This is a genomic window from Ideonella sp. (assembly GCF_041918995.1).
Classification (GTDB): Bacteria; Pseudomonadota; Gammaproteobacteria; order Burkholderiales; family Burkholderiaceae_C; genus Ideonella.
This window is the reverse complement of the sequence record NZ_JAYRUN010000016.1, coordinates 77,777-98,705: the sequence shown is the minus strand read 5'-3', so window position 1 is coordinate 98,705 and position 20,929 is coordinate 77,777. Positions and strand designations below refer to the sequence as shown.

At 72.5% G+C, this 20,929-nt stretch carries 24 protein-coding genes; 11 read left to right on the top strand and 13 right to left on the bottom strand.

Features of this window, described 5'->3' with window-relative positions; translation table 11 throughout:
* Positions 1–237 precede the first annotated feature (237 nt).
* The 3 genes from mreD to ACE3UN_RS15125 form a co-directional block, all read right to left on the bottom strand.
* On the bottom strand, positions 238–759 hold the full coding sequence (mreD, locus tag ACE3UN_RS15135) for a rod shape-determining protein MreD (RefSeq protein WP_374675804.1): 522 nt from the start codon (positions 757–759) through the stop codon (positions 238–240).
* Entirely contained in the window at positions 756–1,691 is a 936-nt protein-coding gene (gene mreC, locus ACE3UN_RS15130) for a rod shape-determining protein MreC (RefSeq protein WP_374675803.1), read from the bottom strand. Before mreC ends, mreD begins: the two co-directional genes overlap by 4 nt.
* A gap of 73 nt (positions 1,692–1,764) precedes the next feature.
* Complete coding sequence (locus tag ACE3UN_RS15125; RefSeq protein WP_374675802.1) at positions 1,765–2,808, bottom strand: rod shape-determining protein; 1,044 nt, start codon at positions 2,806–2,808, stop codon at positions 1,765–1,767.
* 436 nt (positions 2,809–3,244) lie between these two features.
* Between ACE3UN_RS15125 and gatC the strand changes: the two genes are divergently transcribed.
* Genes gatC through gatB form a run of 3 tightly spaced genes read left to right on the top strand, consistent with a single transcriptional unit; the run spans position 3,245 to position 6,506 of the window.
* A complete protein-coding gene (gene gatC / locus ACE3UN_RS15120) occupies positions 3,245–3,544 on the top strand; it encodes an Asp-tRNA(Asn)/Glu-tRNA(Gln) amidotransferase subunit GatC (protein ID WP_374675801.1) in 300 nt (99 codons plus the stop codon).
* Positions 3,541–5,037, top strand: a complete 1,497-nt coding sequence (gatA, locus tag ACE3UN_RS15115) for an Asp-tRNA(Asn)/Glu-tRNA(Gln) amidotransferase subunit GatA (protein WP_374675800.1) — start codon at positions 3,541–3,543, stop codon at positions 5,035–5,037. The genes gatC and gatA overlap by 4 nt, the downstream gene beginning before the upstream one ends.
* Positions 5,034–6,506 carry an Asp-tRNA(Asn)/Glu-tRNA(Gln) amidotransferase subunit GatB gene (gatB, locus tag ACE3UN_RS15110; protein ID WP_374675799.1) on the top strand — a complete coding sequence of 491 codons (1,473 nt, stop codon included), beginning with the start codon at positions 5,034–5,036 and terminating at the stop codon, positions 6,504–6,506. Before gatA ends, gatB begins: the two co-directional genes overlap by 4 nt.
* An 18-nt stretch (positions 6,507–6,524) precedes the next feature.
* Here gatB and ACE3UN_RS15105 read toward each other — a convergent pair whose 3' ends face one another.
* Genes ACE3UN_RS15105 through pyrE form a run of 3 tightly spaced genes read right to left on the bottom strand, consistent with a single transcriptional unit; the run spans position 6,525 to position 8,280 of the window.
* The gene (locus ACE3UN_RS15105) at positions 6,525–6,881 is read right to left on the bottom strand and encodes an MliC family protein (RefSeq protein WP_374675798.1); all 357 of its coding nucleotides are present in this window, start codon (positions 6,879–6,881) and stop codon (positions 6,525–6,527) included.
* The gene (locus tag ACE3UN_RS15100) at positions 6,878–7,603 is read right to left on the bottom strand and encodes a DUF4124 domain-containing protein (protein ID WP_374675797.1); all 726 of its coding nucleotides are present in this window, start codon (positions 7,601–7,603) and stop codon (positions 6,878–6,880) included. Before ACE3UN_RS15100 ends, ACE3UN_RS15105 begins: the two co-directional genes overlap by 4 nt.
* An 11-nt stretch (positions 7,604–7,614) precedes the next feature.
* Positions 7,615–8,280 carry an orotate phosphoribosyltransferase gene (pyrE, locus tag ACE3UN_RS15095; RefSeq protein ID WP_374675796.1) on the bottom strand — a complete coding sequence of 222 codons (666 nt, stop codon included), beginning with the start codon at positions 8,278–8,280 and terminating at the stop codon, positions 7,615–7,617.
* 25 nt (positions 8,281–8,305) lie between these two features.
* Between pyrE and ACE3UN_RS15090 the strand changes: the two genes are divergently transcribed.
* On the top strand, positions 8,306–9,094 hold the full coding sequence (locus ACE3UN_RS15090) for an exodeoxyribonuclease III (RefSeq protein ID WP_374675795.1): 789 nt from the start codon (positions 8,306–8,308) through the stop codon (positions 9,092–9,094).
* 34 nt (positions 9,095–9,128) lie between these two features.
* Here the strand turns inward: ACE3UN_RS15090 and ACE3UN_RS15085 are convergent, their stop codons facing one another.
* Positions 9,129–10,031 (bottom strand): DMT family transporter, encoded by a 903-nt coding sequence (locus tag ACE3UN_RS15085; RefSeq protein WP_374675794.1) that lies wholly within the window; start codon positions 10,029–10,031, stop codon positions 9,129–9,131.
* A gap of 220 nt (positions 10,032–10,251) precedes the next feature.
* On the opposite strand from ACE3UN_RS15085, the gene ACE3UN_RS15080 reads away from it, so the two are divergent.
* The 5 genes from ACE3UN_RS15080 (at position 10,252) to ACE3UN_RS15060 (ending at position 14,317) form a co-directional block, all read left to right on the top strand.
* Positions 10,252–10,419 (top strand): periplasmic nitrate reductase, NapE protein, encoded by a 168-nt coding sequence (locus ACE3UN_RS15080; protein WP_374675793.1) that lies wholly within the window; start codon positions 10,252–10,254, stop codon positions 10,417–10,419.
* Entirely contained in the window at positions 10,416–10,703 is a 288-nt protein-coding gene (locus tag ACE3UN_RS15075) for a chaperone NapD (RefSeq protein WP_374675792.1), read from the top strand. The genes ACE3UN_RS15080 and ACE3UN_RS15075 overlap by 4 nt, the downstream gene beginning before the upstream one ends.
* Entirely contained in the window at positions 10,700–13,189 is a 2,490-nt protein-coding gene (gene napA, locus ACE3UN_RS15070) for a periplasmic nitrate reductase subunit alpha (protein WP_374675791.1), read from the top strand. Before ACE3UN_RS15075 ends, napA begins: the two co-directional genes overlap by 4 nt.
* Before the next feature lie 116 nt (positions 13,190–13,305).
* Positions 13,306–13,695, top strand: a complete 390-nt coding sequence (locus tag ACE3UN_RS15065; RefSeq protein ID WP_374675808.1) for a nitrate reductase cytochrome c-type subunit — start codon at positions 13,306–13,308, stop codon at positions 13,693–13,695.
* Positions 13,696–13,699: 4 nt separating this feature from the next.
* Complete coding sequence (locus tag ACE3UN_RS15060) at positions 13,700–14,317, top strand: NapC/NirT family cytochrome c (protein ID WP_374675790.1); 618 nt, start codon at positions 13,700–13,702, stop codon at positions 14,315–14,317.
* Between the two features lie 25 nt (positions 14,318–14,342).
* On the opposite strand, the gene ACE3UN_RS15055 is transcribed toward ACE3UN_RS15060, so the two are convergent.
* Positions 14,343–14,849, bottom strand: a complete 507-nt coding sequence (locus ACE3UN_RS15055) for an RES family NAD+ phosphorylase (protein ID WP_374675789.1) — start codon at positions 14,847–14,849, stop codon at positions 14,343–14,345.
* A complete protein-coding gene (locus ACE3UN_RS15050) occupies positions 14,846–15,283 on the bottom strand; it encodes an antitoxin Xre/MbcA/ParS toxin-binding domain-containing protein (RefSeq protein WP_374675788.1) in 438 nt (145 codons plus the stop codon). Before ACE3UN_RS15050 ends, ACE3UN_RS15055 begins: the two co-directional genes overlap by 4 nt.
* A gap of 80 nt (positions 15,284–15,363) precedes the next feature.
* Here ACE3UN_RS15050 and ACE3UN_RS15045 point away from each other — a divergent pair, with 80 nt between their 5' ends.
* Positions 15,364–16,002, top strand: coding sequence for an MBL fold metallo-hydrolase (locus tag ACE3UN_RS15045; protein WP_374675787.1), 639 nt, complete (start codon positions 15,364–15,366; stop codon positions 16,000–16,002).
* Positions 16,003–16,015: 13 nt separating this feature from the next.
* On the opposite strand, the gene ACE3UN_RS15040 is transcribed toward ACE3UN_RS15045, so the two are convergent.
* Together ACE3UN_RS15040 and ACE3UN_RS15035 are read right to left on the bottom strand one after the other, a co-directional pair.
* Positions 16,016–16,972: a M48 family metallopeptidase gene (locus tag ACE3UN_RS15040; protein WP_374675786.1), complete on the bottom strand. Its 957-nt coding sequence runs from the start codon at positions 16,970–16,972 to the stop codon at positions 16,016–16,018.
* Positions 16,973–17,084: 112 nt separating this feature from the next.
* Positions 17,085–18,647, bottom strand: coding sequence for an MFS transporter (locus ACE3UN_RS15035; protein ID WP_374675785.1), 1,563 nt, complete (start codon positions 18,645–18,647; stop codon positions 17,085–17,087).
* 163 nt (positions 18,648–18,810) lie between these two features.
* Between ACE3UN_RS15035 and ACE3UN_RS15030 the strand changes: the two genes are divergently transcribed.
* Complete coding sequence (locus tag ACE3UN_RS15030) at positions 18,811–19,443, top strand: hypothetical protein (protein WP_374675784.1); 633 nt, start codon at positions 18,811–18,813, stop codon at positions 19,441–19,443.
* Between the two features lie 19 nt (positions 19,444–19,462).
* Here the strand turns inward: ACE3UN_RS15030 and ACE3UN_RS15025 are convergent, their stop codons facing one another.
* Both ACE3UN_RS15025 and ACE3UN_RS15020 read right to left on the bottom strand, forming a co-directional pair.
* The gene (locus ACE3UN_RS15025) at positions 19,463–20,326 is read right to left on the bottom strand and encodes an anti-sigma factor (RefSeq protein ID WP_374675783.1); all 864 of its coding nucleotides are present in this window, start codon (positions 20,324–20,326) and stop codon (positions 19,463–19,465) included.
* Positions 20,326–20,904: an RNA polymerase sigma factor gene (locus ACE3UN_RS15020; protein WP_374675782.1), complete on the bottom strand. Its 579-nt coding sequence runs from the start codon at positions 20,902–20,904 to the stop codon at positions 20,326–20,328. Before ACE3UN_RS15020 ends, ACE3UN_RS15025 begins: the two co-directional genes overlap by 1 nt.
* Positions 20,905–20,929: the final 25 nt, after the last annotated feature.

Here is a 20,929-nt window from a genome sequence, read left to right as displayed (position 1 = left end):
CCCCCCCCCCCGAGGGGGTCGCCGGCCGCTCCGCCGCGGCCGTGCGAGGGCCTGCGTGGTGCCCCCCGCCGGGCGGGTACGCCCGTCGACCCCCCGAGGGGGTCGCAGGCCGCTTCGGGGCGGCCGTGCGCTGGGCTGCGTGGTGCCCCCCGCCGGGCGGGTACGCCCGTCGACCCCCCGAGGGGGTCGCAGGCCGCTTCGGGGCGGCCGTGCGCTGGCCTGCGGACGCGATCGGCATCACAGCGGGCGGTTCTTGTCGGGGTCGGGCGGGCGGCGCTGGGGGGCGAGCAGCAGCACGGAGGCCACGGGCCACAGTGCGGTCTCGATCAGCGGCGCGATGAACAGCGACCAGCCGGGGAAGCTGTCGCCCACCGCCAGGCGCACCAGCAGCGACGCCACATGGGCGGCCAGGAACAGCGGCAGCACCTGCAGCATCTGCTGCGGCAGGGCGAACCACAGCAGGCGGCGGTGGATCATGGTGGCCAGGTAGCTGAGCACCGTGTAGGCCAGGGCGTGCTGGCCCAGCAGCGAGCCGGCGTGCACGTCCAGCAGCAGGCCGAACACGAAGGACCAGCCGATGCCCACGCGCCGCGGCTGGTGCACGTTCCAGAACACCAGCGTCAGCGCCACCCAGTCGGGCATGGCCGGTTGCCGGCCCACGGGCAGCAGGTTGAGGGCGAACGCCGCCAGCAGCGTGAACCACAGGAAGAACGGGTTGACCGGCAGCAGCAGCTGGCCGGCCCCACGCGGCATGATCATGCGCTGGCCCCCTTGGCCGGCCGCGTGCCGGCGCGCGGCCGCGCGGGCTCGGAGGCGGCCGGCTCGGGGCGCGGCGGCAGCTGCAGCGACAGCGGCTCCAGCACCAGCACGTGGCGCACGCCGTCGGGCTGGGCGGCCGGTGCCAGGCTGATGCGGGCGAAGGCCGAATCGGCGCGGCGGTCCACGCTCAGCACCTTGGCCACCGGCAGGCCGGCGGGGTAGACGCCGTCACCGCCGCTGGTGACGAGCTCGTCGCCGGCACGCACGTCGTCGTTGCCCGCCACGAAGCGCAGCTCCAGCGTGCCGCCGTCCCCGCTGCCGAAGGCGGCGCTGCGGTGCTGGGTGCGCGTGTTCACCACCGGGATGGCCGCGTCCTTGTCCACCAGCAGGGTCACCTCGGCGGACCAGGGGTACACGCGGGTCACCTGGCCCAGCACGCCCGCCTCGTTCACCACGGGCGCGCCGGCGGCCACGCCCTGCTGGCTGCCGCGGTCGAGGAACAGCTTGTGCGAGAAGGGGTCGGGCGCCTCGTACAGCACCTCGGCGGCCAGCGACTTCACCTGCAGCGCCGGGCGCAGCTCCAGCAGGGCGCGCAGGCGCGCGTTTTCCGTGGCGAGCTGGTCGGACCGGGCCGCCCGCTCGGCCTGCGCCGCCAGGCGGGCGCGCGCGGCGTCCTCGGCCGTGCGCGCGGCCTGCAGGCCGCCGAGGTAGTCCCCCGCGGCGGAGGTGGCCGCAACCGGCAGGCTGAGCACCTGCACCACCGGACGCAGCGCCGTGGCGGCGGCGGCGCGCAGCGGCTGCACCAGCGCCAGGCGCGTGTCGGCCGCCATGAGGAACACCGACAGCGCCGAGAACAGCACGAGCTTCGTCCGTGCGGGCAGGCCCTGGCGGAAGAACGGCGGTGGCGATCGGTCGAGCGTGCCGAGGGGCATGGCTCAGGCGGGGGGATGGGCGGGACAACCCTCCCGGAGGGTGGGCGAGGTACCCCGAGACCGGGTGTCCAAGTTACTCCGAGGTGAAGATGGAGCCCAGGCGCTCCATGCGCTCCAGCGCCATGCCGCAGCCGCGCACCACGCAGGTCAGCGGGTCCTCGGCCACCAGCACCGGCAGGCCGGTTTCCTCCGCCAGCAGGCGGTCCAGGTCGCGCAGCAGCGCGCCGCCGCCGGTGAGCATCATGCCGCGCTCGGCGATGTCGGCGCCCAGCTCGGGCGGCGTCTGCTCCAGGGCGTTCTTCACCGAGCTGACGATCTGGTTCAGCGGGTCGGTGAGGGCCTCCAGGATCTCGTTGGAGCTGATGGTGAAGCTGCGCGGCACGCCCTCGGAGAGATTGCGGCCCTTGACTTCCATTTCCTTCACCTCGCTGCCGGGGAAGGCCGAGCCGATGCTCTTCTTGATCGCCTCGGCGGTGGGCTCGCCGATGAGCATGCCGTAGTTGCGGCGGATGTAGTTGATGATGGCTTCGTCGAACTTGTCGCCGCCGACGCGCACCGAGCCCTTGTAGACCATGCCGCCCAGCGAGATGACGCCCACCTCGGTGGTGCCGCCGCCGATGTCCACCACCATGGAGCCGGAGGCCTCGCTCACCGGCAGGCCGGCGCCGATCGCGGCGGCCATGGGCTCCTCGATCAGGTAGACCTCGGAGGCGCCGGCGCCGAGCGCCGACTCGCGGATGGCGCGGCGCTCCACCTGGGTGGAGCCGCAGGGCACGCAGATGATGATCCGGGGGCTGGGCTTGAGCAGCGAGGCCGGGTGGACCATCTTGATGAACTGCTTGAGCATCTGCTCGGTGACGGTGAAGTCGGCGATCACGCCGTCCTTCATCGGGCGGATCGCCTCGATGTTGCCGGGCACCTTGCCGAGCATGGCCTTGGCCTCGTGGCCCACGGCCTGGATGGTCTTCTTGCCGCTGGGGCCGCCTTCGTGGCGGATGGAGACCACCGAGGGCTCGTCCAGCACGATGCCCTTGCCGCGCACGTAGATGAGCGTGTTGGCGGTGCCGAGGTCGATGGCGAGGTCGGTCGAGAAGTAGCGACGCAGGGGAGCGAACATGTTGGGTCGGTCAGGTGCCGCGGCGCAGCGGCCCCGTGGCGCACGGCCGGTGGCCGGCGAACGACGCGGCGGGGGCTCGGTGGCGCAGGGGCGGCATGGTGAAAGGCGCGGCGCGTGGGTGGGCGGGCGGGCGGCGGCGGGCGGTGGATGACCCGGCGCAGTGTCGGGCCGGATCACCGCGAACGGGGATTCCAAGGGTGTCCCACGACACCGCCTGTTTCGCGCGGCGGTGCGATTCACGAAGAACCGCACCGGGGCGCCGAGGATTCACGTGCCGGCGACGCCTGCGACGCAGGCCGCGACACGGGGGCTCCGGCGGCTTGTGGATAACCGGGGATAATAACGCAAGCCCCTCTCATGACCGCAGGAGCGGCGCCCCTATTTTTCGCGTCCGGCCGCGTGGCGCCGGTCGCTCCCGACCTCCCACTGCACACCCATGGCACTCACCTCCGAGGACGTGAGCCGCATCGCCGACCTGGCCCGGCTGGAACTGCCGCCCGCCGAGGCCGACGCGATGCTGGCCCAGCTCAATGGCTTCTTCCGCATCGTCGAGCAGATGAGCGCGGTGGACACCCGCGGCGTCGAGCCGCTGTACACCCCGCTGTCGGCGGTGCACGAGGTGGCACTGCGTCTGCGCGACGACGCGGTCACCGAGACTGTCGACCGCACGGCCAACCAGGCCAGCGCCCCCGCCCTGGAGGACGGCCTGTTCCTCGTGCCCAAGGTGATCGAATGAGCGACCCCACCCAGCGCCCCCTGCACGACCTGGGCGTGGCCGACGTGCTGCGCGGCCTGCAGGCCAGGGCCTTCTCCAGCGCCGAGCTGGTGGACCACCTGCTGGCCCGCGTGGCCGATGCACGTGAGCTCGGCGCGTTCCTGCACGTGGACGCCGACGGCGCCCGCCAGGCGGCGCGTGCCGCCGACGCCGCCCGCGCCGCCGGCCGGGCCGGCGCGCTCGCCGGTGTGCCGCTGGCCCACAAGGACATCTTCGTCACCCGCGGCCATCCCTCCACCGCCGGCTCGAAGATGCTGGCCGGCTACGCCAGCCCCTTCGACGCCACGGTGGTGGCGCGCCTGGCCGAGGCCGGCGCCGTGAGCCTGGGCAAGCTCAACTGCGACGAGTTCGCCATGGGCTCGGCCAACGAGAACTCGGCCTTCGGGCCCGTGCGCAACCCGTGGGACACCGCCCGCGTGCCCGGCGGGTCCTCGGGTGGCTCGGCCGCCGCCGTGGCGGCCGGCCTGGTGCCCGCGGCCACCGGCACCGACACCGGCGGCTCCATCCGGCAGCCGGCCGGCTTCACCGGCATCACCGGCATCAAGCCCACGTACGGCGTGTGCTCGCGCTACGGGATGATCGCCTTCGCGTCCAGCCTGGACCAGGCCGGCCCCATGGCGCGCTCGGCCGAGGACTGCGCCCTGCTGCTGTCGGCGATGAGCGGCTTCGACGAGCGCGACGCCACCAGCGCCCAGCGCCCGCCCCAGGACTACGCCGCCGCCATGCGCCAGCCGCGCGACGGCGCCACCGCCGCCCAGCCGCTCAAGGGCCTGCGCATCGGGCTGCCGCGCGAGTTCTTCCCCGCCGCGCTGGCCGCCGACGTGGAAGGCCGCGTGCGCGAGGCGCTGGGGCAGATGGAAGCGCTCGGTGCGACGCTGGTCGACGTGAGCCTGCCGCGCACCGAGCTGTCGATTCCCGTGTACTACATCATCGCGCCGGCCGAGGCGAGCTCGAACCTGTCGCGCTTCGACGGCGTGCGCTACGGCCACCGCGCGGCGCAGCACGGCGACCTGCAGGACATGTACCGCCGGTCGCGCTCCGAGGGCTTCGGGCCGGAGGTGAAGCGCCGCATCATGATCGGCACCTATGTGCTGAGCCACGGCTACTACGACGCCTACTACCTGCAGGCGCAGAAGCTGCGCCGCATGATCGCCGACGACTTCCAGGCCTGCTTCCAGCAGTGCGACCTGATCGCCGGCCCGGTGGCGCCTTCGGTGGCGTGGAAGCTCGGCGAGCAGGGCGAGGACCCGATCCAGGCCTACCTGGCCGACATCTTCACCCTGCCCGCGAGCCTGGCCGGCCTGCCCGGCATGAGCGTGCCGGCCGGCTTCGGCGCGCAGGGCATGCCCGTGGGCCTGCAGCTCATCGGCAACTACTTCGCCGAAGGACAGCTGCTGCACGCTGCGCACGCCTTCCAGCAAGCGACCGACTTCCACACACGCCGCCCGCAATGAGCACCGCCCCCCAACTCGTGCGCGGCTACGAGGTCGTGATCGGCCTCGAGACGCACGCGCAGCTGTCCACCGCGTCCAAGATCTTCTCCGGCGCCTCCACGCGCTTCGGCGCCGAGCCCAACACCCAGGCCTGCCCGGTCGACCTGGCCCTGCCCGGCACGCTGCCGGTGCTCAACCGCGGGGCGGTGGAGCGGGCCATCCGCTTCGGCCTGGCGGTGGGTGCCAAGGTGGCGCCGCTGTCCATCTTCGCGCGCAAGAACTACTTCTACCCCGACCTGCCCAAGGGCTACCAGATCAGCCAGTACGAGATCCCGGTGGTGCAGGGCGGCAGCCTGGCCTGCTACGTGGGCGATGCGGTGAAGACCGTGCGGCTGACCCGCGCGCACCTCGAGGAGGACGCGGGCAAGTCCATGCACGAGGGGCTGCACACGCCGGGTTGCTCGGGCATCGACCTGAACCGTGCCGGCACCCCGCTGCTTGAGATCGTGACGGAGCCGGACATGCGCTCGGCCGCCGAGGCCGTGGCCTACGCCAAGGCGCTGCACGGCCTGGTGGTGTGGCTGGGCATCTGCGACGGCAACATGCAGGAAGGCAGCTTCCGCTGCGACGCCAACGTGTCGGTGCGCCGGCCGGGCGAGCCCTATGGCACGCGGCGCGAGATCAAGAACCTCAACAGCTTCCGCTTCCTGCAGCAGGCCATCGAGGCCGAGGTGAACTGGCAGATCGACGAGCTGGAGGATGGCCGCGCCATCCGCCAGGCCACGGTGCTGTTCGACCCGGGTGCCAACGGCGGCCGCGGCGCCACGCGCGCCATGCGCACCAAGGAAGACGCGCACGACTACCGCTACTTCCCCGACCCGGACCTGCCGCCGCTGGTGATCGCGCCGGACTGGGTGGACACGGTGCGGGCCGGGATGCCGGAGCTGCCCGGTGCGATGGCCGCTCGTTTCGTGGCCGCCGACGGCCTGCCGGCCTACGACGCGTCCATGATGACGCAGAGCCTGGCCTTCGCGCGCTACTACGAGGCGGCGCGCGACGCCTGCGGCCAGCCCAAGCTGGTGGCCAACTGGCTCATGGGCGAGATCAGCAAGCGCCTGAACGCCGAGGACCGCGAGATCGACGCCGCGCCGGTGGCGCCGGCCACCCTGGCCGCGCTGATCGGCCGCATCCAGGACGGCACCGTCTCCAACAACGCGGCCCGCCAGGTCTTCGATGCCCTGTGGACCGGCGAGACCTCGAGCGTCGACGCGGTCATCGAGGCCAAGGGCCTGAAGCAGATGAACGACACGGGCGCGCTGGAGAAGATCGTCGACGAGGTGATCGCCGCCAATGCCAAGTCGGTGGAGGAGTTCCGCGCCGGCAAGGACAAGGCCTTCAATGCGCTCGTCGGCCAGGTGATGAAGGCCAGCAAGGGCAAGGCGAACCCGGCCCAGGCCGGCGAGCTGCTGCGGGCCCGCCTGGGCGCCTGAGGCGCCGATGCCGGGGTGTCAGCGGGCCGGCCGCGGGCTGGCGCCGGCCTCCGGCGAGCGCAGCACCAGGCGGCAGGCCAGCGGCGGCGCGTCACGCCGCTGCAGCTCGGCGTCGCTGCGGCGCAGCACGATGGCCACGCCGTCGCGGCCCACGTAGCGCGCCTCGCGGCCGCTGCGCACGCGCTGCAGCGTCCAGGCCTGCGGGCCGAGGCGGGCCTGCGCGGTGCGGGGGGTGAAGTCCACCGTGAGCACCTGGCCGTCGGCGCAGCGGTAGTCGGCCGGTGCCGCCACGGCCACGCCGGCCGGGCCCAGGCACACGCCGGCCCGCAGCACCATGCGCGCCACGCGGGTGAGCAGGCCGCGGTGCCGACTCACGGCGTCGCTCCCGAGGCGGCGTCGCGCGCGGGGGCGGGGGTGGCCGGGCCGGTGAGCGGCCCCATCGCGCCCGGTGCGGCGCCCGCCCACAGGGCGCGCAGCCGCGTCATCTCCAGGTCGAACTGCCGGTTCAGGCGGTCGCGTTCGGCTTCCTGGCCGCGCAGGATGGTGAGCTGGGCCTCGATGGCGCCCTCGTTGGCCGCCAGCCGGTGGCGCAGCGCCTGCGACACCGGCCGGGCGCCCAGCGCCTCGCGTTCCTGCTGCAGCTGCTCGCCCTCGCGCTCCAGCTCCTTGAGGCGGCGCTGGGCGGTCTCGATCTGGCGGGTGACGGGCTCCTGGGCGCGGGCGCGGGCCGCGTCGTGGGTGGCGGCGTCGGGGTAGCGGGCCAGCAGGGCGCGGTCGCGCCGGGCTTCCGCCTCGCGGGCGGCGCGGGCCTGTTCGACGGCCCGGCGTGCCGCCTCCTTCTTCGCGGCCTCCTCCGGGCTCATCGCGGGCGGCACCACGGCGCGCACGCTGCCGTCGCGGTTGAGCAGCTGCTGGTCCTTGGCCATGCACTCGGGAATGGGCCGGTCCGAGCTGAGCCGCCGGCCCTGGCTGTCGGTGCAGGTGTAGATGGTGGAGGCGGCCGGCGCCTCGCCCGGCTTGGGCCGGGGCGGCGCAGGCGTCGCCGCCGCGGGGCCGGCGAGCACCACGGCCAGGATCCCGGCGCAGGCGGCGTGCATGGGGCGCGCGCTCAGACGCCGTAGCGGGCGCGGTAGGCCGTCACCCGCTCGGCGTTGGCCTGCAGGGCGGGGTCGTCGCTGGCGGCCAGGAACTGCATCAGGTCGGCCAGGGTGGCGATGGACACCACGCGCAGGCCGAGGTCCTGTTCCACGTACTGCACGCCGGAGCGTCGGTCGGCGCCCTCGTCCTTGGCGCGCTCCTGGCGGTCCATGGTGATGGCCACCCCCACGGGCGTGGCGCCGGCGGCGCGGATCATGTCGGCCGCCTCGCGCTTGGAGCCGCCGTCGGTGATCACGTCGTCGATGATGAGCACGCGGCCCGCCACCGGTGCGCCCACCAGCGTGCCGCCCTCGCCGTGGTCCTTGGCTTCCTTGCGGTTGTAGGCGAAGGGCACGTTGCGGCCCTCGCGCGCCAGGCCGATGGCCACGGCCGCGGCCAGGGTGATGCCCTTGTAGGCCGGGCCGAAGAGCATGTCGAACTCGATGCCCGAGGCGATGAGGCGCCGTGCATAGAATTCGCCGAGCTTCGCGAGCTTCGCGCCGTCGTCGAACAGGCCGGTGTTGAAGAAGTAGGGCGACTGGCGGCCGGCCTTGGTCTTGAAGTCGCCGAAGCGCAACACCCCGGCTTCCACCGAGAACTGCACAAAGGCCTGCGCCAACGGGTCGGTGGGGGTCATGCTCGAGTTCAAGGACATCTCACCCATGGGTTTTCGGCTGGTCACGCTCAATCTCAACGGCATCCGTTCGGCGGCCACCAAAGGCTTCGTCGAATGGGCCGAGCAGACCCGGGCCGATTGTATGGGGGTGCAGGAGGTCAAGGCCCAGGCGGCGGACGTGGTGGGTCGATTCGACCGTGTCGCCGGCATGGACGGCCACTTCCACTTCGCCGAGAAGAAGGGCTATTCGGGCGTCGGCATGTACACGCGCCACGCGCCCAGCGACGTCATCACCGGCCTGCGCTGCCCCGAGTTCGACGCCGAAGGGCGCTATGTCGAGCTGCGCTTCGACAAGCCGGGCCGCCGGCTCAGCCTGATCAGCTGCTACTTCCCCAGCGGCTCGTCCGGCGAGGAGCGCCAGGCGGCCAAGTACCGGTTCCTGGAGGTCATCTACCCCCACCTGATGGCCCTGAAGGGCGAGCGGGAGTTCATCCTGGTGGGCGACATCAACATCGCCCACAAGGAGATCGACCTGAAGAACTGGAAAGGCAACCAGAAGAACTCGGGCTTCCTGCCCGAGGAGCGCGCCTGGATGACACGGCTGCTGGAGGAGGCGGGCCTGTGCGACGTGTTCCGCCGCCTGAACGACCGGCCCGAGCAGTACACGTGGTGGAGCAACCGCGGCCAGGCCTGGGCCAAGAACGTCGGCTGGCGCCTCGACTACCACCTGGCCACGCCCGGCGTGGCGGCGCACGCCGTGAGCGAGCACATCTACCTGGAGCGCCGCTTCTCCGACCACGCCCCGCTGGTGGTGGACTACGACTTCACGCTCTGATCCCCTGATGCCCTGAGGGGGCTGCCGTGGCCGCTCAGGCCACCGCCGTGCGCCAGCGCCGCGCCAGCAGCGGCACCAGCTGGGAGGCCAGGATGCACGCCAGGATCAGGCCGCAACCCAGCCAGCCGCTGGGCGTGAGCCGGTCGCCCGCCAGCCAGGCGCCGAACAGCGCCGCGAACACCGTCTCGCTGGACAGCAGCAGGGCCGCATCCGCCTCGCGGGTGTGGCGCTGGGCCACCACCTGCGCGGTGTAGCCCACGCCCACGGAGATGAAGCCGGTGTAGGCCAGGGCCCAGCCGGCGTCGCGGATCGCCTGCCAGCTCAGCGTCTCCAGCGCCGCCGCCACGGTCAGGCTGAGCACCGCGCACACCACGAACTGGGTGAAGGCCACCGTGTACGGCGCGCCGAGCCGCCCGGCCGTCCAGCCCACCAGCACCACGTGCAGCGCCCACGGCAGGCTGCTGGCGATCACCCACCAGTCGCCGGCGGCCATCTGCACCGGGCCGGCGCCGGTGAGCAGCCAGGTGCCCGCCAGGCAGCCCAGCGCGGCCGGCCACACCACCGGGTGCGGGCGGCGCCGGAACACGCCCCACGCCAGCAGCGGCACCAGCGGCACGTACAGCGCGGTGAGGAAGCTGGCGTTGGTGACGCTGGTCGTGAGCAGGCCGATCTGCTGCAGCGCGGCGCCCAGGAAGATGAGCCCGCCCAGGCCGAGCAGGAGCAGCGCGCGCGGCGGCCCGCCGGCGGGCACCACGGGCACCGGCTGGGTGCGCTCGCGCCAGGCCAGCGGCAGCACCACCAGGGCGCCCAGCGCAAAGCGCACCCCGGTGAACCCCCAGGGTCCCATGTGGTCCATGCCCCAGGACTGCGGCACGAAGGCCAGGCCCCAGAGGGCGGCCACGGCGAGCAGCAAGGTATCGGCCTGCCAGCGTTTCATGCGGTGCGGACTCTCTGTCTATGCAAAAGCTGCCGAGCATAGCCCCGGCATTCACTTTGCCCCGCCCGGGTCGGGGTGGTTGTCTCTGTGGCGCAGACGGAGCACCATCGGTGAGAATTGACATCCGTCAATCCTGCCGAGGCAACGGCCGCGAACATGCCACCGCCTTCGCCGGGCGGCCACACGGGGCCGTCGGCTGGCCAACACTGGAGCCGCACCGATGGACGACCGAGCACGCGACGAGCCGCCCTCCACCCGCCAGGAAGAGCTGCGCACCTTCCTCTTCCTCACCGTCGTCACGGCGCCCGTGCTGGCCGTCATGGTGGTCGGGGGCTGGGGCTTCATCGTCTGGATGTACCAACTCATCACCGGGGACCTGCCGGGATGAGCGCCGAGCCCGAGCTGCACATCGCCGGCGTGCTGGTGCACGCCCGGCCCGAGGGGCTGGCGGCCACCTGCGACGCCATCGGCGCCCTGCCCCGCACCGACGTCGCCCAGTCATCCGCCGAAGGCCGCGTGGTGGTGGTGGTGGAGGCCGACAGCGGGCATGGCGTGATGCGCGTCATCGATGCCCTGCGCGCCCTGCCCGGCGTGGTCGACGTGGCACTGGTCTACCAGCACGCCGAGCCCGCCGCCGCCATGAACGAAACCATGCCACAGGAGACCCCATGACCACCCGCCGAGACTTCATTCGCGACACCGCCGTGGCCACCACCGCCGCGGCCGCCGGCCTGCCCGCGGGCGCCGCCAACGTGGTGACCGACGCGTCCCGGACCCAGCTCAAGTGGGACAAGGCGCCCTGCCGCTTCTGCGGCGTGGGCTGCGGCGTCAACGTGGCCGTCAAGGACGGCCGCGTGGTGGCCACGCACGGCGACATCAATGCCCAGGTCAACCGCGGCATCAACTGCGTCAAGGGCTACTTCCTGTCCAAGATCATGTACGGCGAGGACCGGCTGACCACGCCGCTGCTGCGCATGAAGGACGGCCGCTACGACAAGAACGGCGAGTTCCAGCCCGTGTCCTGGGACCGGGCGTTCGACGTCATGGCCGAGCAGTTCAAGAAGGCGCTGAAGGACAAGGGCCCGAGCGGCGTGGGCATGTTCGGCTCGGGCCAGTGGACGATCTGGGAGGGCTACGCCGCGGCCAAGCTGTTCAAGGCCGGGTTCCGCTCGAACAACATCGACCCGAACGCGCGCCACTGCATGGCCAGCGCGGTGGCCGGCTTCATGCGCACCTTCGGCATGGACGAGCCCATGGGCTGCTACGAGGACATCGAGGCCGCCGACGCGTTCGTGCTGTGGGGCTCGAACATGGCCGAGATGCACCCCATCCTGTGGACGCGCGTGACCGACCGGCGCCTGAGCGCGCCGCACGTGCAGGTGGTCACGCTGTCGGTGTACGAGCACCGCTGCTACGACCTGTCCGACCTGACGCTCACCTTCCGCCCGCAGACCGACCTGGCGATCCTCAACTACATCGCCAACTACATCATCAAGAACAACCGGGTGAACCGGGATTTCGTCAACAGGCACACCCGCTTCGTGATGGGCCAGACGGACATCGGCTACGGACTGCGCCCGGAGCACGCGCTGCAGCAGAAGGCGAAGAACACCAAGGACCCCGGCGCGATGCGTCCGGCCACCTTCGAGGAATACGCCAAGTTCGTCAGCGCCTACGACGTGGACAGCGTCGCCAAGCTGGCGCGCGTGCCCAAGGAGCGGCTGGAGAAGCTGGCGCAGCTGTACGCCGACCCCAAGACCAAGGTGACCTCGTTCTTCACCATGGGCTTCAACCAGCACACGCGCGGCACCTGGTGCAGCCAGCTGCTCTACAACATCCACCTGCTCACCGGCAAGATCAGCGAACCGGGCAACAGCCCGTTCTCGCTCACCGGCCAGCCCAGCGCCTGCGGCACCGCGCGCGAGGTCGGCACCTTCAGCCACCGGCTGCCGGCCGACATGTCGGTGCTCAACCCCAAGCACCGCGAGATGGCCGAGGGCATCTGGCAGCTGCCACCGGGCACCATCCCCGACAAGCCGGGCTACCACGCGGTGCTGCAGAACCGCATGCTCAAGGACGGCAAGCTCAACGCCTACTGGGTGCAGGTCAACAACAACATGCAGGCCGCGCCGAACATCCTGCAGGAGGCCTATCCCGGCTACCGCAACCCGGCGAACTTCATCGTCGTGTCCGACGCCTACCCCACGGTGACGACCATGGCGGCCGACCTCATCCTGCCCACCGCCATGTGGGTGGAGAAGGAAGGCGCCTACGGCAACGCCGAGCGCCGCACGCAGTTCTGGCGCCAGATGGTGAAGGCGCCGGGCGAGGCGCGGTCCGACCTCTGGCAGCTGATGGAGTTCTCCAAGCGCTTCCGGATGGAGGAGGTGTGGACGCCCGAGCTGCTGGCCAAGGCGCCGCAGTACCGTGGCAAGACCCTGTTCGACGTGCTCTTCGCCAACGGCAAGGTCAACGCCTTCCCCACCGCGCAGATCCCCGCCGGCTACGACAACGACGAGTCGCGCGCCTTCGGCTTCTACGTGCAGAAGGGCCTGTTCGAGGAATACGCGCAGTTCGGTCGCGACCATGGCCACGACCTGGCGCCCTTCGACACCTACCACGAGACCCGCGGCCTGCGTTGGCCGGTCGTCAACGGCAAGGAGACGCAGTGGCGCTACCGCGAGGGCTATGACCCGTACGTGAAAAAGGGCGAGGGCGTGCGCTTCTACGGCAACCCGGACGGCAAGGCGGTGATCATCGGCCTGCCCTACGAGGCCGCGGCGGAGGAGCCGGACAAGGACTTCCCGTACTGGCTGTGCACCGGCCGCGTGCTGGAGCACTGGCACTCGGGTTCCATGACGCGGCGCGTGCCCGAGCTGTACAAGGCCTTCCCGAACGCGGTGTGCTTCATGCACCCCGACGACGCGCAGAAGCTGGGCGTGCGCCGCGGCGACACCATCGAGCTGGCCACCCGGCGCGGCACCATGCGCACCCGCGTGGAGACGCGCGGCCGCAACAAGCCGCCGCAGGGCCTGGTGTACATGCCGTGGTTCGACGCCAGCCAGCTCATCAACAAGCTGACGCTGGACGCCACCTGCCCCATTTCGCTGCAGACCGACTTCAAGAAGTGCGCGGTCGCCATCCGCAAGGTGGCCTGACGGCTGCCGCCTGACGCACAAGGAGACACGACGTGAAGCGCTTCCTTCCTGCCTGGCTGCTGCTGGCGGCCGCCGTGATCGGCGGCACCGCCGGTGCCGTGGACGTGACCGACCGCATGCGCGGCGGCCCCATCACCGAGACCGTGGCCCCGCCGCCCATCGCCAACACCGACAACAGCGACATCCGGCGCCAGCGCGCCTATGCCATGCAGCCGCCGGTCATCCCGCACAAGATCGACGGCTACCAGCTCGACAAGAACGCCAACCGCTGCATGTTCTGCCATTCCCGCACCAAGACGCAGGAAAGCCAGGCGCCCATGATCAGCGTGACGCACTTCCAGGACCGCGAGGGCAACCACCTGGCGGAGCTGTCGCCGCGGCGCTACTTCTGCCTGCAGTGCCATGTGCCGCAGGCGCAGCTGAACCCGCTGGTGCAGAACAGGTTCGTCGACGTCGACGTGCTGCTGAGCAACCCGCCGCCGGCCGCCAGCCCGGCGAGGAAGTGACGCCATGCGCGGCCTGATCCAGCTTGCCCGCCGCTACTGGCTGGTGCTGTGGCGGCCCAGCCGCTACTTCAGCCTGGGCTTTCTCACCATCGCGGGCTTCGTGGCCGGCATCTTCTTCTGGGGCGGCTTCAACACCGCCATGGAGGCCACCAACACCGAGGCCTTCTGCACCGGCTGCCACGAGATGCGCGACAACGTCTACCAGGACCTGCGCAGCACCATCCACTTCAGCAACCGCAGCGGTGTGCGCGCCAAGTGCTCCGACTGCCACGTGCCGCACGAGTGGACGGCCAAGATGGCGCGCAAGATGGCGGCGAGCAAGGAGGTCTGGGGCAAGATCTTCGGCACCATCGACACGCCGGAGAAGTTCGAGGCCAAGCGGCTGATGCTGGCGCAGCACGAGTGGGAGCGCATGAAGTCCAACGACTCGCTCGAGTGCCGCAACTGCCACCAGTTCCAGTCCATGGACTTCACCCGCCAGAGCAAGCGCGCGGTGGACGCGCACTCCAGCTACCTGGCACGCGGCGAGAAGACCTGCATCGACTGCCACAAGGGCATCGCGCACCGCCTGCCCGACATGTCCCAGGCGGATCCGCAGGAGGTGCCGGTGCCGCGGCACTGAGGCGGCCGGGCGGCGCGCGCGGGCCTCAGGGGTGCGCGCGCAGCCGCGGATCCAGCGCGAATCGCTCGGACTGGACGCGGGTCATCAGCGGCAGCGCCGTCGTGACGTTGACGAGCAGGTTCCAGGAGTGCCGACTCACTGCGCTGGGCACCAGCACATACGGGTGTGCGTCGATCAGCTGGTCGCCGAACGCCTGCTGGTCCGGGTTTGGGGGCGTGGGGTGGAGCCAGTGCGGATTGGGCACGTCGCCCGGCTGGACGACGTGGACCTGGCGGGGATCGACGATCGTGAACGAGTGGAGGTCGTGGGCGACCGTGTTGAGCACCCTGAACCCCTTGTGCACCGCCACCTCCAGAATGGCGGTGGCCGGGTCCAGGGCCGCGTAGATCACGTGCCTGCCGATGGAGTTCCAGCGCCCACCGTACGTGGCCGAGCCGATGCCCGAGTTCCAGGTGGCGGTATGCCGCGCGTCCTGCAGCGTCCAACCGGCGAGGTCGCCGGTGCCGCCCAGGGACGCCGGCAGGGGAATCACGCGTAGACCCCGTGCTTCATGCGCTGCAGCAGGGTCTTGACGGCTTCGGCGCCCGGCGAGGTGCTCACCAGGTCGATCGGCTTCCTGAACTCCAGGCCCATCGCCTCGGCATTCAGCCACTCGCTGGCGGCCTCGGTGCTCCCCAGCACGTCTTCGGCCATGGCGCGCACGGACTCCAGGCGGTAGATCCCGTCCGTTGTGCGGGCATCCAACGGCCTGTCCGGATCCGTCTTGATGCGGTGCGCCGTGCGCGCGCTGATCCCGATGGCCCTGAGGATGGCATCCGGAGGCAGGCTGCCTCGGGTGCTTTCCCAGATGCGGGTCAAGGCCCGGCCGGGCACGCCCTTCATCACCGCATCGTGGGCCATGACGCCGGACCCCGGGAATGCGACCCATGCACCGGCTTGTCGCCCACGCTGTCCGGACGGCTTCATGTTGTTGCTCCTGCCACTTGGCAATCATCATACGCCAGTTGGCAGGCGCCTCGGCGTGGCGACGGAGACACAATCACCCCATGCTGCGCTACCAGACCCTGCCCGTCACGCCCTTCCAGCAGAACTGCTCGCTCGTCTGGTGCGACGAGACGAACGAGGCCGCGTTGATCGACCCGGGCGGCGAGGTGGAGCGGCTGAAGGCCGCGGTGGCCGAGCGGGGCCTCACGCTGAAGGCGCTGTGGCTGACCCATGCCCACATCGACCACGCCGGGGGCACCGGCACGCTGGCGCGGGAGCTGGGGCTGCCCATCATCGGCCCGCACCCGGGCGACCAGTTCTGGATCGACGGCCTGCCGCAGCAGGCGGCGATGTTCGGCTTTGCGCCGGCCGAGCCCTTCACGCCCACGCGCTGGCTGGACGATGGCGACACGGTGACACTGGGCCGCAGCACGCTGCAGGTGCGCCACTGCCCGGGCCACACGCCGGGCCATGTGGTCTTTTACAGCGCCGAGGCGAAGCGGTGCTTCGTCGGCGACGTGCTGTTCGCCGGCTCCATCGGCCGCACCGATTTCCCGGGCGGCGACCACGACACGCTGATCGCCAGCATCACGCAGCGCCTGTGGCCCATGGGCGACGACACGGTGTTCATCCCCGGCCACGGGCCGGAGAGCAGCTTCGGCCGCGAGCGTCGCAGCAACCCCTACGTGCGCGGCACCTGAGCCGCTCCGTGCCTCAGGGCGTGGTCGGCGGCGGCCCGTAGACGCGCGGCGGCTTGGGCGCGCCGGCGTACAGCGGCTGCACCTTGGGCAGCGTCTGCTGGATGTCGCGCACGCGGGTGGGACCCGCCGGGTGGGTGGACATGAACTCGGGCGGCGCGCCTTCGGCGGCCTTCATCATCTTCTGCCACAGCGTCACGCCCGCGGCCGGGTTGTAGCCGGCGCGGGCGGCCAGCTCCAGGCCCACCAGGTCGGCCTCGGATTCGTCCTCGCGGCTGAACTTCAGGGTCAGCAGTTGCGCGCCGATGTTCAGCGCCGCATCGCCCAGGTTGCCCAGGCCGAGCAGCGAGCTGAGCAGGCCCGCGCCCACGCGCGTGGCCACGGTCTTGCCCATGCGCTCGCGCGCGTGCTCGCGCAGCGCATGCGCCATCTCGTGGCCCATGATCACCGCCACCTCGTCGTCGCTCAGCTGCAGGCGCTGCAGGATGCCGTCGAAGTAGGCGATCTTGCCGCCGGGCATGCAGAAGGCGTTGAGGTCCTTCTTGCGGATGAGGATGACCTCCCAGCGCCAGCCCTTGGCGCGGCTGTTCCAGGGCGCGCAGAAGGGAATGATCCGCTCGGCCGTGGCGCGCAGGCGCTGCAGCTGCGGGTCGGTCTCGGGCGCGAGCAGGCGCTTGGACGCGGCCTCGCGCTTGAGCTGGCTGTACTGGTCGGCGGCGGCCTTCTCCACGTCCTCCGCGGACACCAGGCCGGAGAAGCGGGACTGCTCGCCGACGTCCTTGGCGACGCCCTGCGCCTGGCCGGCCCCGGGCCAGAGGCCGGCGCCCGCGCCGGCCAGCAGCCAGCCGCCGGCACGGCGGCGCGCGTGCAGCGCGCAGGTGCAGCCGCCGCGGTGGGCCAGCGGCGGCAGGGTGAGCTCGGGTTCGTCGTCGGGCCGGTCGGCCACAGCAGGCAGGGGGCGCAGGTCGGGCATGGCAGGCAGCACGCCGGCGCGGCACGGGCGCCGGGCAGCCGACATTGTGGCGGCTGGCCGGCCGCGGCGCAGGGCGCCGGTCTCCCGCGGCGGCGACCGCCGGGCACGCCGGTCAGTCGTCCGCCGGTGGCGGGCCGGCCGGCACCTCGAGCGCACGCACCGGCGCGCGCAGCCACCACAGCAGGCCCAGCGCCGGCAGCGCCACCACGGTGGAGACGATGAAGAACACCGGCCAGCCGATGGCGCCCGCCAGCACGCCCGCCAGCGGCCCCACCCACACCCGGCCCACGGACGCGAAGGCCGAGAGCATGGCGAACTGGGTGGCCGAGAACGCCTGGGTGGTCAGGCTCATCAGGAAGGCCAGGAAGGCCGCCGTGCCCATGCCGCCGGACAGGTTCTCCAGCGCGATGACGAGCAGCAGCCCGCCATCCACCGGCGTGGGCGTGGCCAGGTGCACGAAGCCCAGGTCGAAGGCCGGCACCACCAGCCCGGGCAGCGCGCCACGCCCGTGCACCGCCAGCCACCAGAAGCCCAGGTTGCTGGCCATCTGCAGCACGCCGAAGAGCATGAGCGCACGCCACAGGCCGATGCGCAGCATGAGCGCCCCGCCCAGCAGCGCGCCCAGGATGGTGAGCCACAGGCCCAGCACCTTGTTCACCAGCCCCACCTCGGCCGGCGGGAAGGCCATGCTCTGCAGCAGGAACGGCGTCATCAGCGCGCCCGCGAAGGCGTCGCCCAGCTTGTACAGCACGATGAACACCAGCATCGCCGCCGCGCCGGGCTGGCGGAAGTAGTCGCCCAGGCCGGACAGCAGCGTCTCGAAACGCGCCCGCCGCGCCGCCCAGGCCGCCAGCGGCAGGGTCAGGCCGATGCCGGCCAGCAGCACGCCCAGGTCCACCCAGCCCTTGAGCGCCGGCCGCTCGGCCAGCGGGGTGGCCAGCACGGCGTGCGCGGCATCGAAGCCCGCGCGCGTGGCCAGGTAGCCCACCGCCGCGGCGGCGGCCACCGCCAGGAAGCCGAGCAGGTCCCGCCGCACGGGGGTGTGGCGGGCAGGCGGGGCCGGCAACGCCGGCAGCGCGAGCGCGCTGAGCACCGCCGCGCCGGCCATCAGCCCGGCCATCAGGCGGTAGACGTCGGGCCAGCCCCAGCCGTTGCCCTGCGCCGGGTCGGTCCAGATCAGGGCCACGCCGCCCGACAGGATCATCGCCAGCCGGTAGCCCATGGTGTTGAGCGAGGCGCCCAGGCCCCGCTCGCGCGGCGGCAGCAGGTCGCTGCGGTAGGCGTCGTAGACGGCGTCCTGGGTGGCGGACAGGAAGGCCACCCCCACCGCCAGGCCGCCGAACAGGGCCAGCTCGTCGCGTGGCGACACGCCCGCCATCGCCCACAGGGCGCCCGCCAGCGCCAGCTGCGACAGCACCAGCCAGCCGCGCCGCCGCGACAGCCCGGGCAGGTCCACCCGGTCCAGCAGCGGCGCCCAGAGGAACTTGAAGGTGTACGGCAGTCCCACCAGGCTGAGGAAGCCGATGGTCTTGATGTCCAGGCCGTCCTGGCTCAGCCACGCCTGCATGGCCTGGCCGGTGAGCGCCAGGGGCAGGCCCGAGGCGAAGCCCAGCAGCGCCACCAGGACCAGCCGGTGCAGCGAAGCCAGCGCGTGCGGCCGGGGGGAGTCAGGCATGGGCGGCGATTCTAGGAGGCGGCGCCGCCCGCCTGGCGCGGGTGTCTCAGGGTGAACACCCGTCACTTTCTCGGCCGAAGGGCGCCCGACGCATCACAATGTCATCCTCGGCGCCAGGCCGCTCGGGTCGGGCCGCAGCGGCGCGGTGGGGGGATCAAGACGCATGAACGACTACATGGCATGGATGTGGCCCCTGCTGGCCGTGGCGGTGGGGCTCGCCCTGGGCATGATGCTGGGCGCGGCCCGGCGGCGGGGCCGTCGAGGCAACCCGCACACCGACGAGGCGGACGCGCTGCCGTCGCAACCGGGCGGCGACATGGCCGGCCGCGACGCCAGCCCGCAGCAGCGCCTGCTCGAGCGACTGCGCGCGGCCAACCTGCAGCTCAGCGCCCAGCTCAAGTCGCTGGCCGAGGCCCACTCGCGCCAGCAGCAGGAGCGCGAGCAGGAGCGCCAGGCCGAGCGCCTGCGCCAGGAGCAGGCCCTGGAAGAGCTGCGGCAGGCGCACACCGGCGAGCTGTCCCAGCTCATGAAGACCATGGTCGAGCAGGTGGACAGGCTCAACAAGGCGCACAGCGACCAGCTCAAGGCGCTGGAGACCGAGCTGGAGCGCTACCGGCAGGACAGCCGCCGCAGCTCCGGCCCGGGCGCCCTGGGCGGCGGCACCCGGCCGGTGCCGATCCACGCGCCGGCCACGCCCGTCCCCGGCCCGGCGTCCACGCGCGGCGGCGCCCTGCCGAGCGACTACTCGGTGACGCTGCCCATGGAGTCGTTCAAGGACGAGCCGCCGCGCCGATGAGGCCGGCGCCCCGCGCGCCTCAGCCGCCCTGCCGGGCGATGTCCTGCGCCAGCGCCAGCAGGCGCTCGCGGGGCAGCGCGCCCACCAGCGCGTAGCCCACCGGGCCGTCCACCCAGTAGAACAGCCCCAGGCCGTCCACCGCCTCGTAGCGGAACGCCGCGGGCGTGTCGCTGCCGTGCCGGCGCAGGTACACCGTCACCCGCACGCCGGCGGCGTCCTGGTACATGAGCTGGGCGCTGGGCCCGGTGGGCTCGGGCAGCAGCCGGCCGCCCACCAGCTCGAATCCCTGCGACTGCAGGTCGAACAGGGTCACCGGCACCGAGAGCCGGCGCGTCAGCCAGCCGGCGAGGTGCGCCTCCTGGGCGCGACGGGTGGCCGTGTCGCCGGCACCGGCCACCGCCACCTCCACGGGGTGGCGCTGCTCGGGCACGTAGACGGCGTGGGCGGCAGCCGCCAGCCGGGGCCATGGCGTGGGTGGCGTCGCGGCCGGTGCGCCGGGGCCGGCAGCCACGGTCGGCGTCGGCGCGGCCCACCACCAGGCGACACCCCCGCCCGCGGCGCCGCCCGCCAGGGCGCTGGCCAGCGCCAGGCCGGCGGCCAGCGGCCAGCCGGGCCCGCCGCGCGCCGCGGCGGCACGCCGGTCACCCGTGGCGTGCAGCGCCAGGGCGCGCCAGTGCGGGGGCAGCGGCTCCTGCAGCCCGTCGTCCAGCGCCTGTCGCAGCGCGGCTTCCGCGTCGCCCCATCGGCGCCAGCGGGCCGCCTCGTCCGGGTGCTGCTGCAGCCAGGCGTCCACCTGCTGCCGGGTGGGCGCGTCGAGCTCGCCGTCGAGCCAGGCGCCCAGCTGGTCGTCGGTGGGCCGGACGTCCGGGGAAGGTGGCGCCATCACACCACCCTGCGCAAGGCGGCGGGCCCGCCGCGGCCCCGCTGGCCACTGTCCAGCGCGGCGCGCAGCGCGGCGCGCGCCCGGGCCAGGCGCGACATCACCGTGCCGGCCGGCACGCCCAGCACCTCGGCGCACTCGGCGTAGCTGAGCTCCTCCACCGCCACCAGCAGCACGATCTCGCGGTGTGCCGGCGTCAGGCGCGCCAGCCCGGCCAGCAGGTCCAGCCGCAGGGCCACGCGTTCGGCGGTGCCCCCGGCCGCGTCGCCCCGGGCCTCCTGGGCAGCCTGCGCCGCCGCCGCCAGCTCGTCCGGCTCCAGCAGGTGCAGGCGCCGCTCCTGGCGCAGGCGATCGAGGTGGGCGTTGTGGGCGATGGACAGCAGCCACACCCGCATCTCGCGGTGCGGGTCGTACTGGTGCCAGTGGCTGAGCGCGCGCAGTGCCGTGGCCTGCACCAGGTCGTCCACGGACGCGGCGTCGAAGCACAGGGTGCGCGCGTAGCGGCGCACCCGGGGCAGGGCGTCGAGCAGTTGCTGGCGGAAGGACGCGGGCGCGTTCACCCCGGGCTTACGGGCGGGCACGCCCGCATATTCCCTCGGCGGCGCC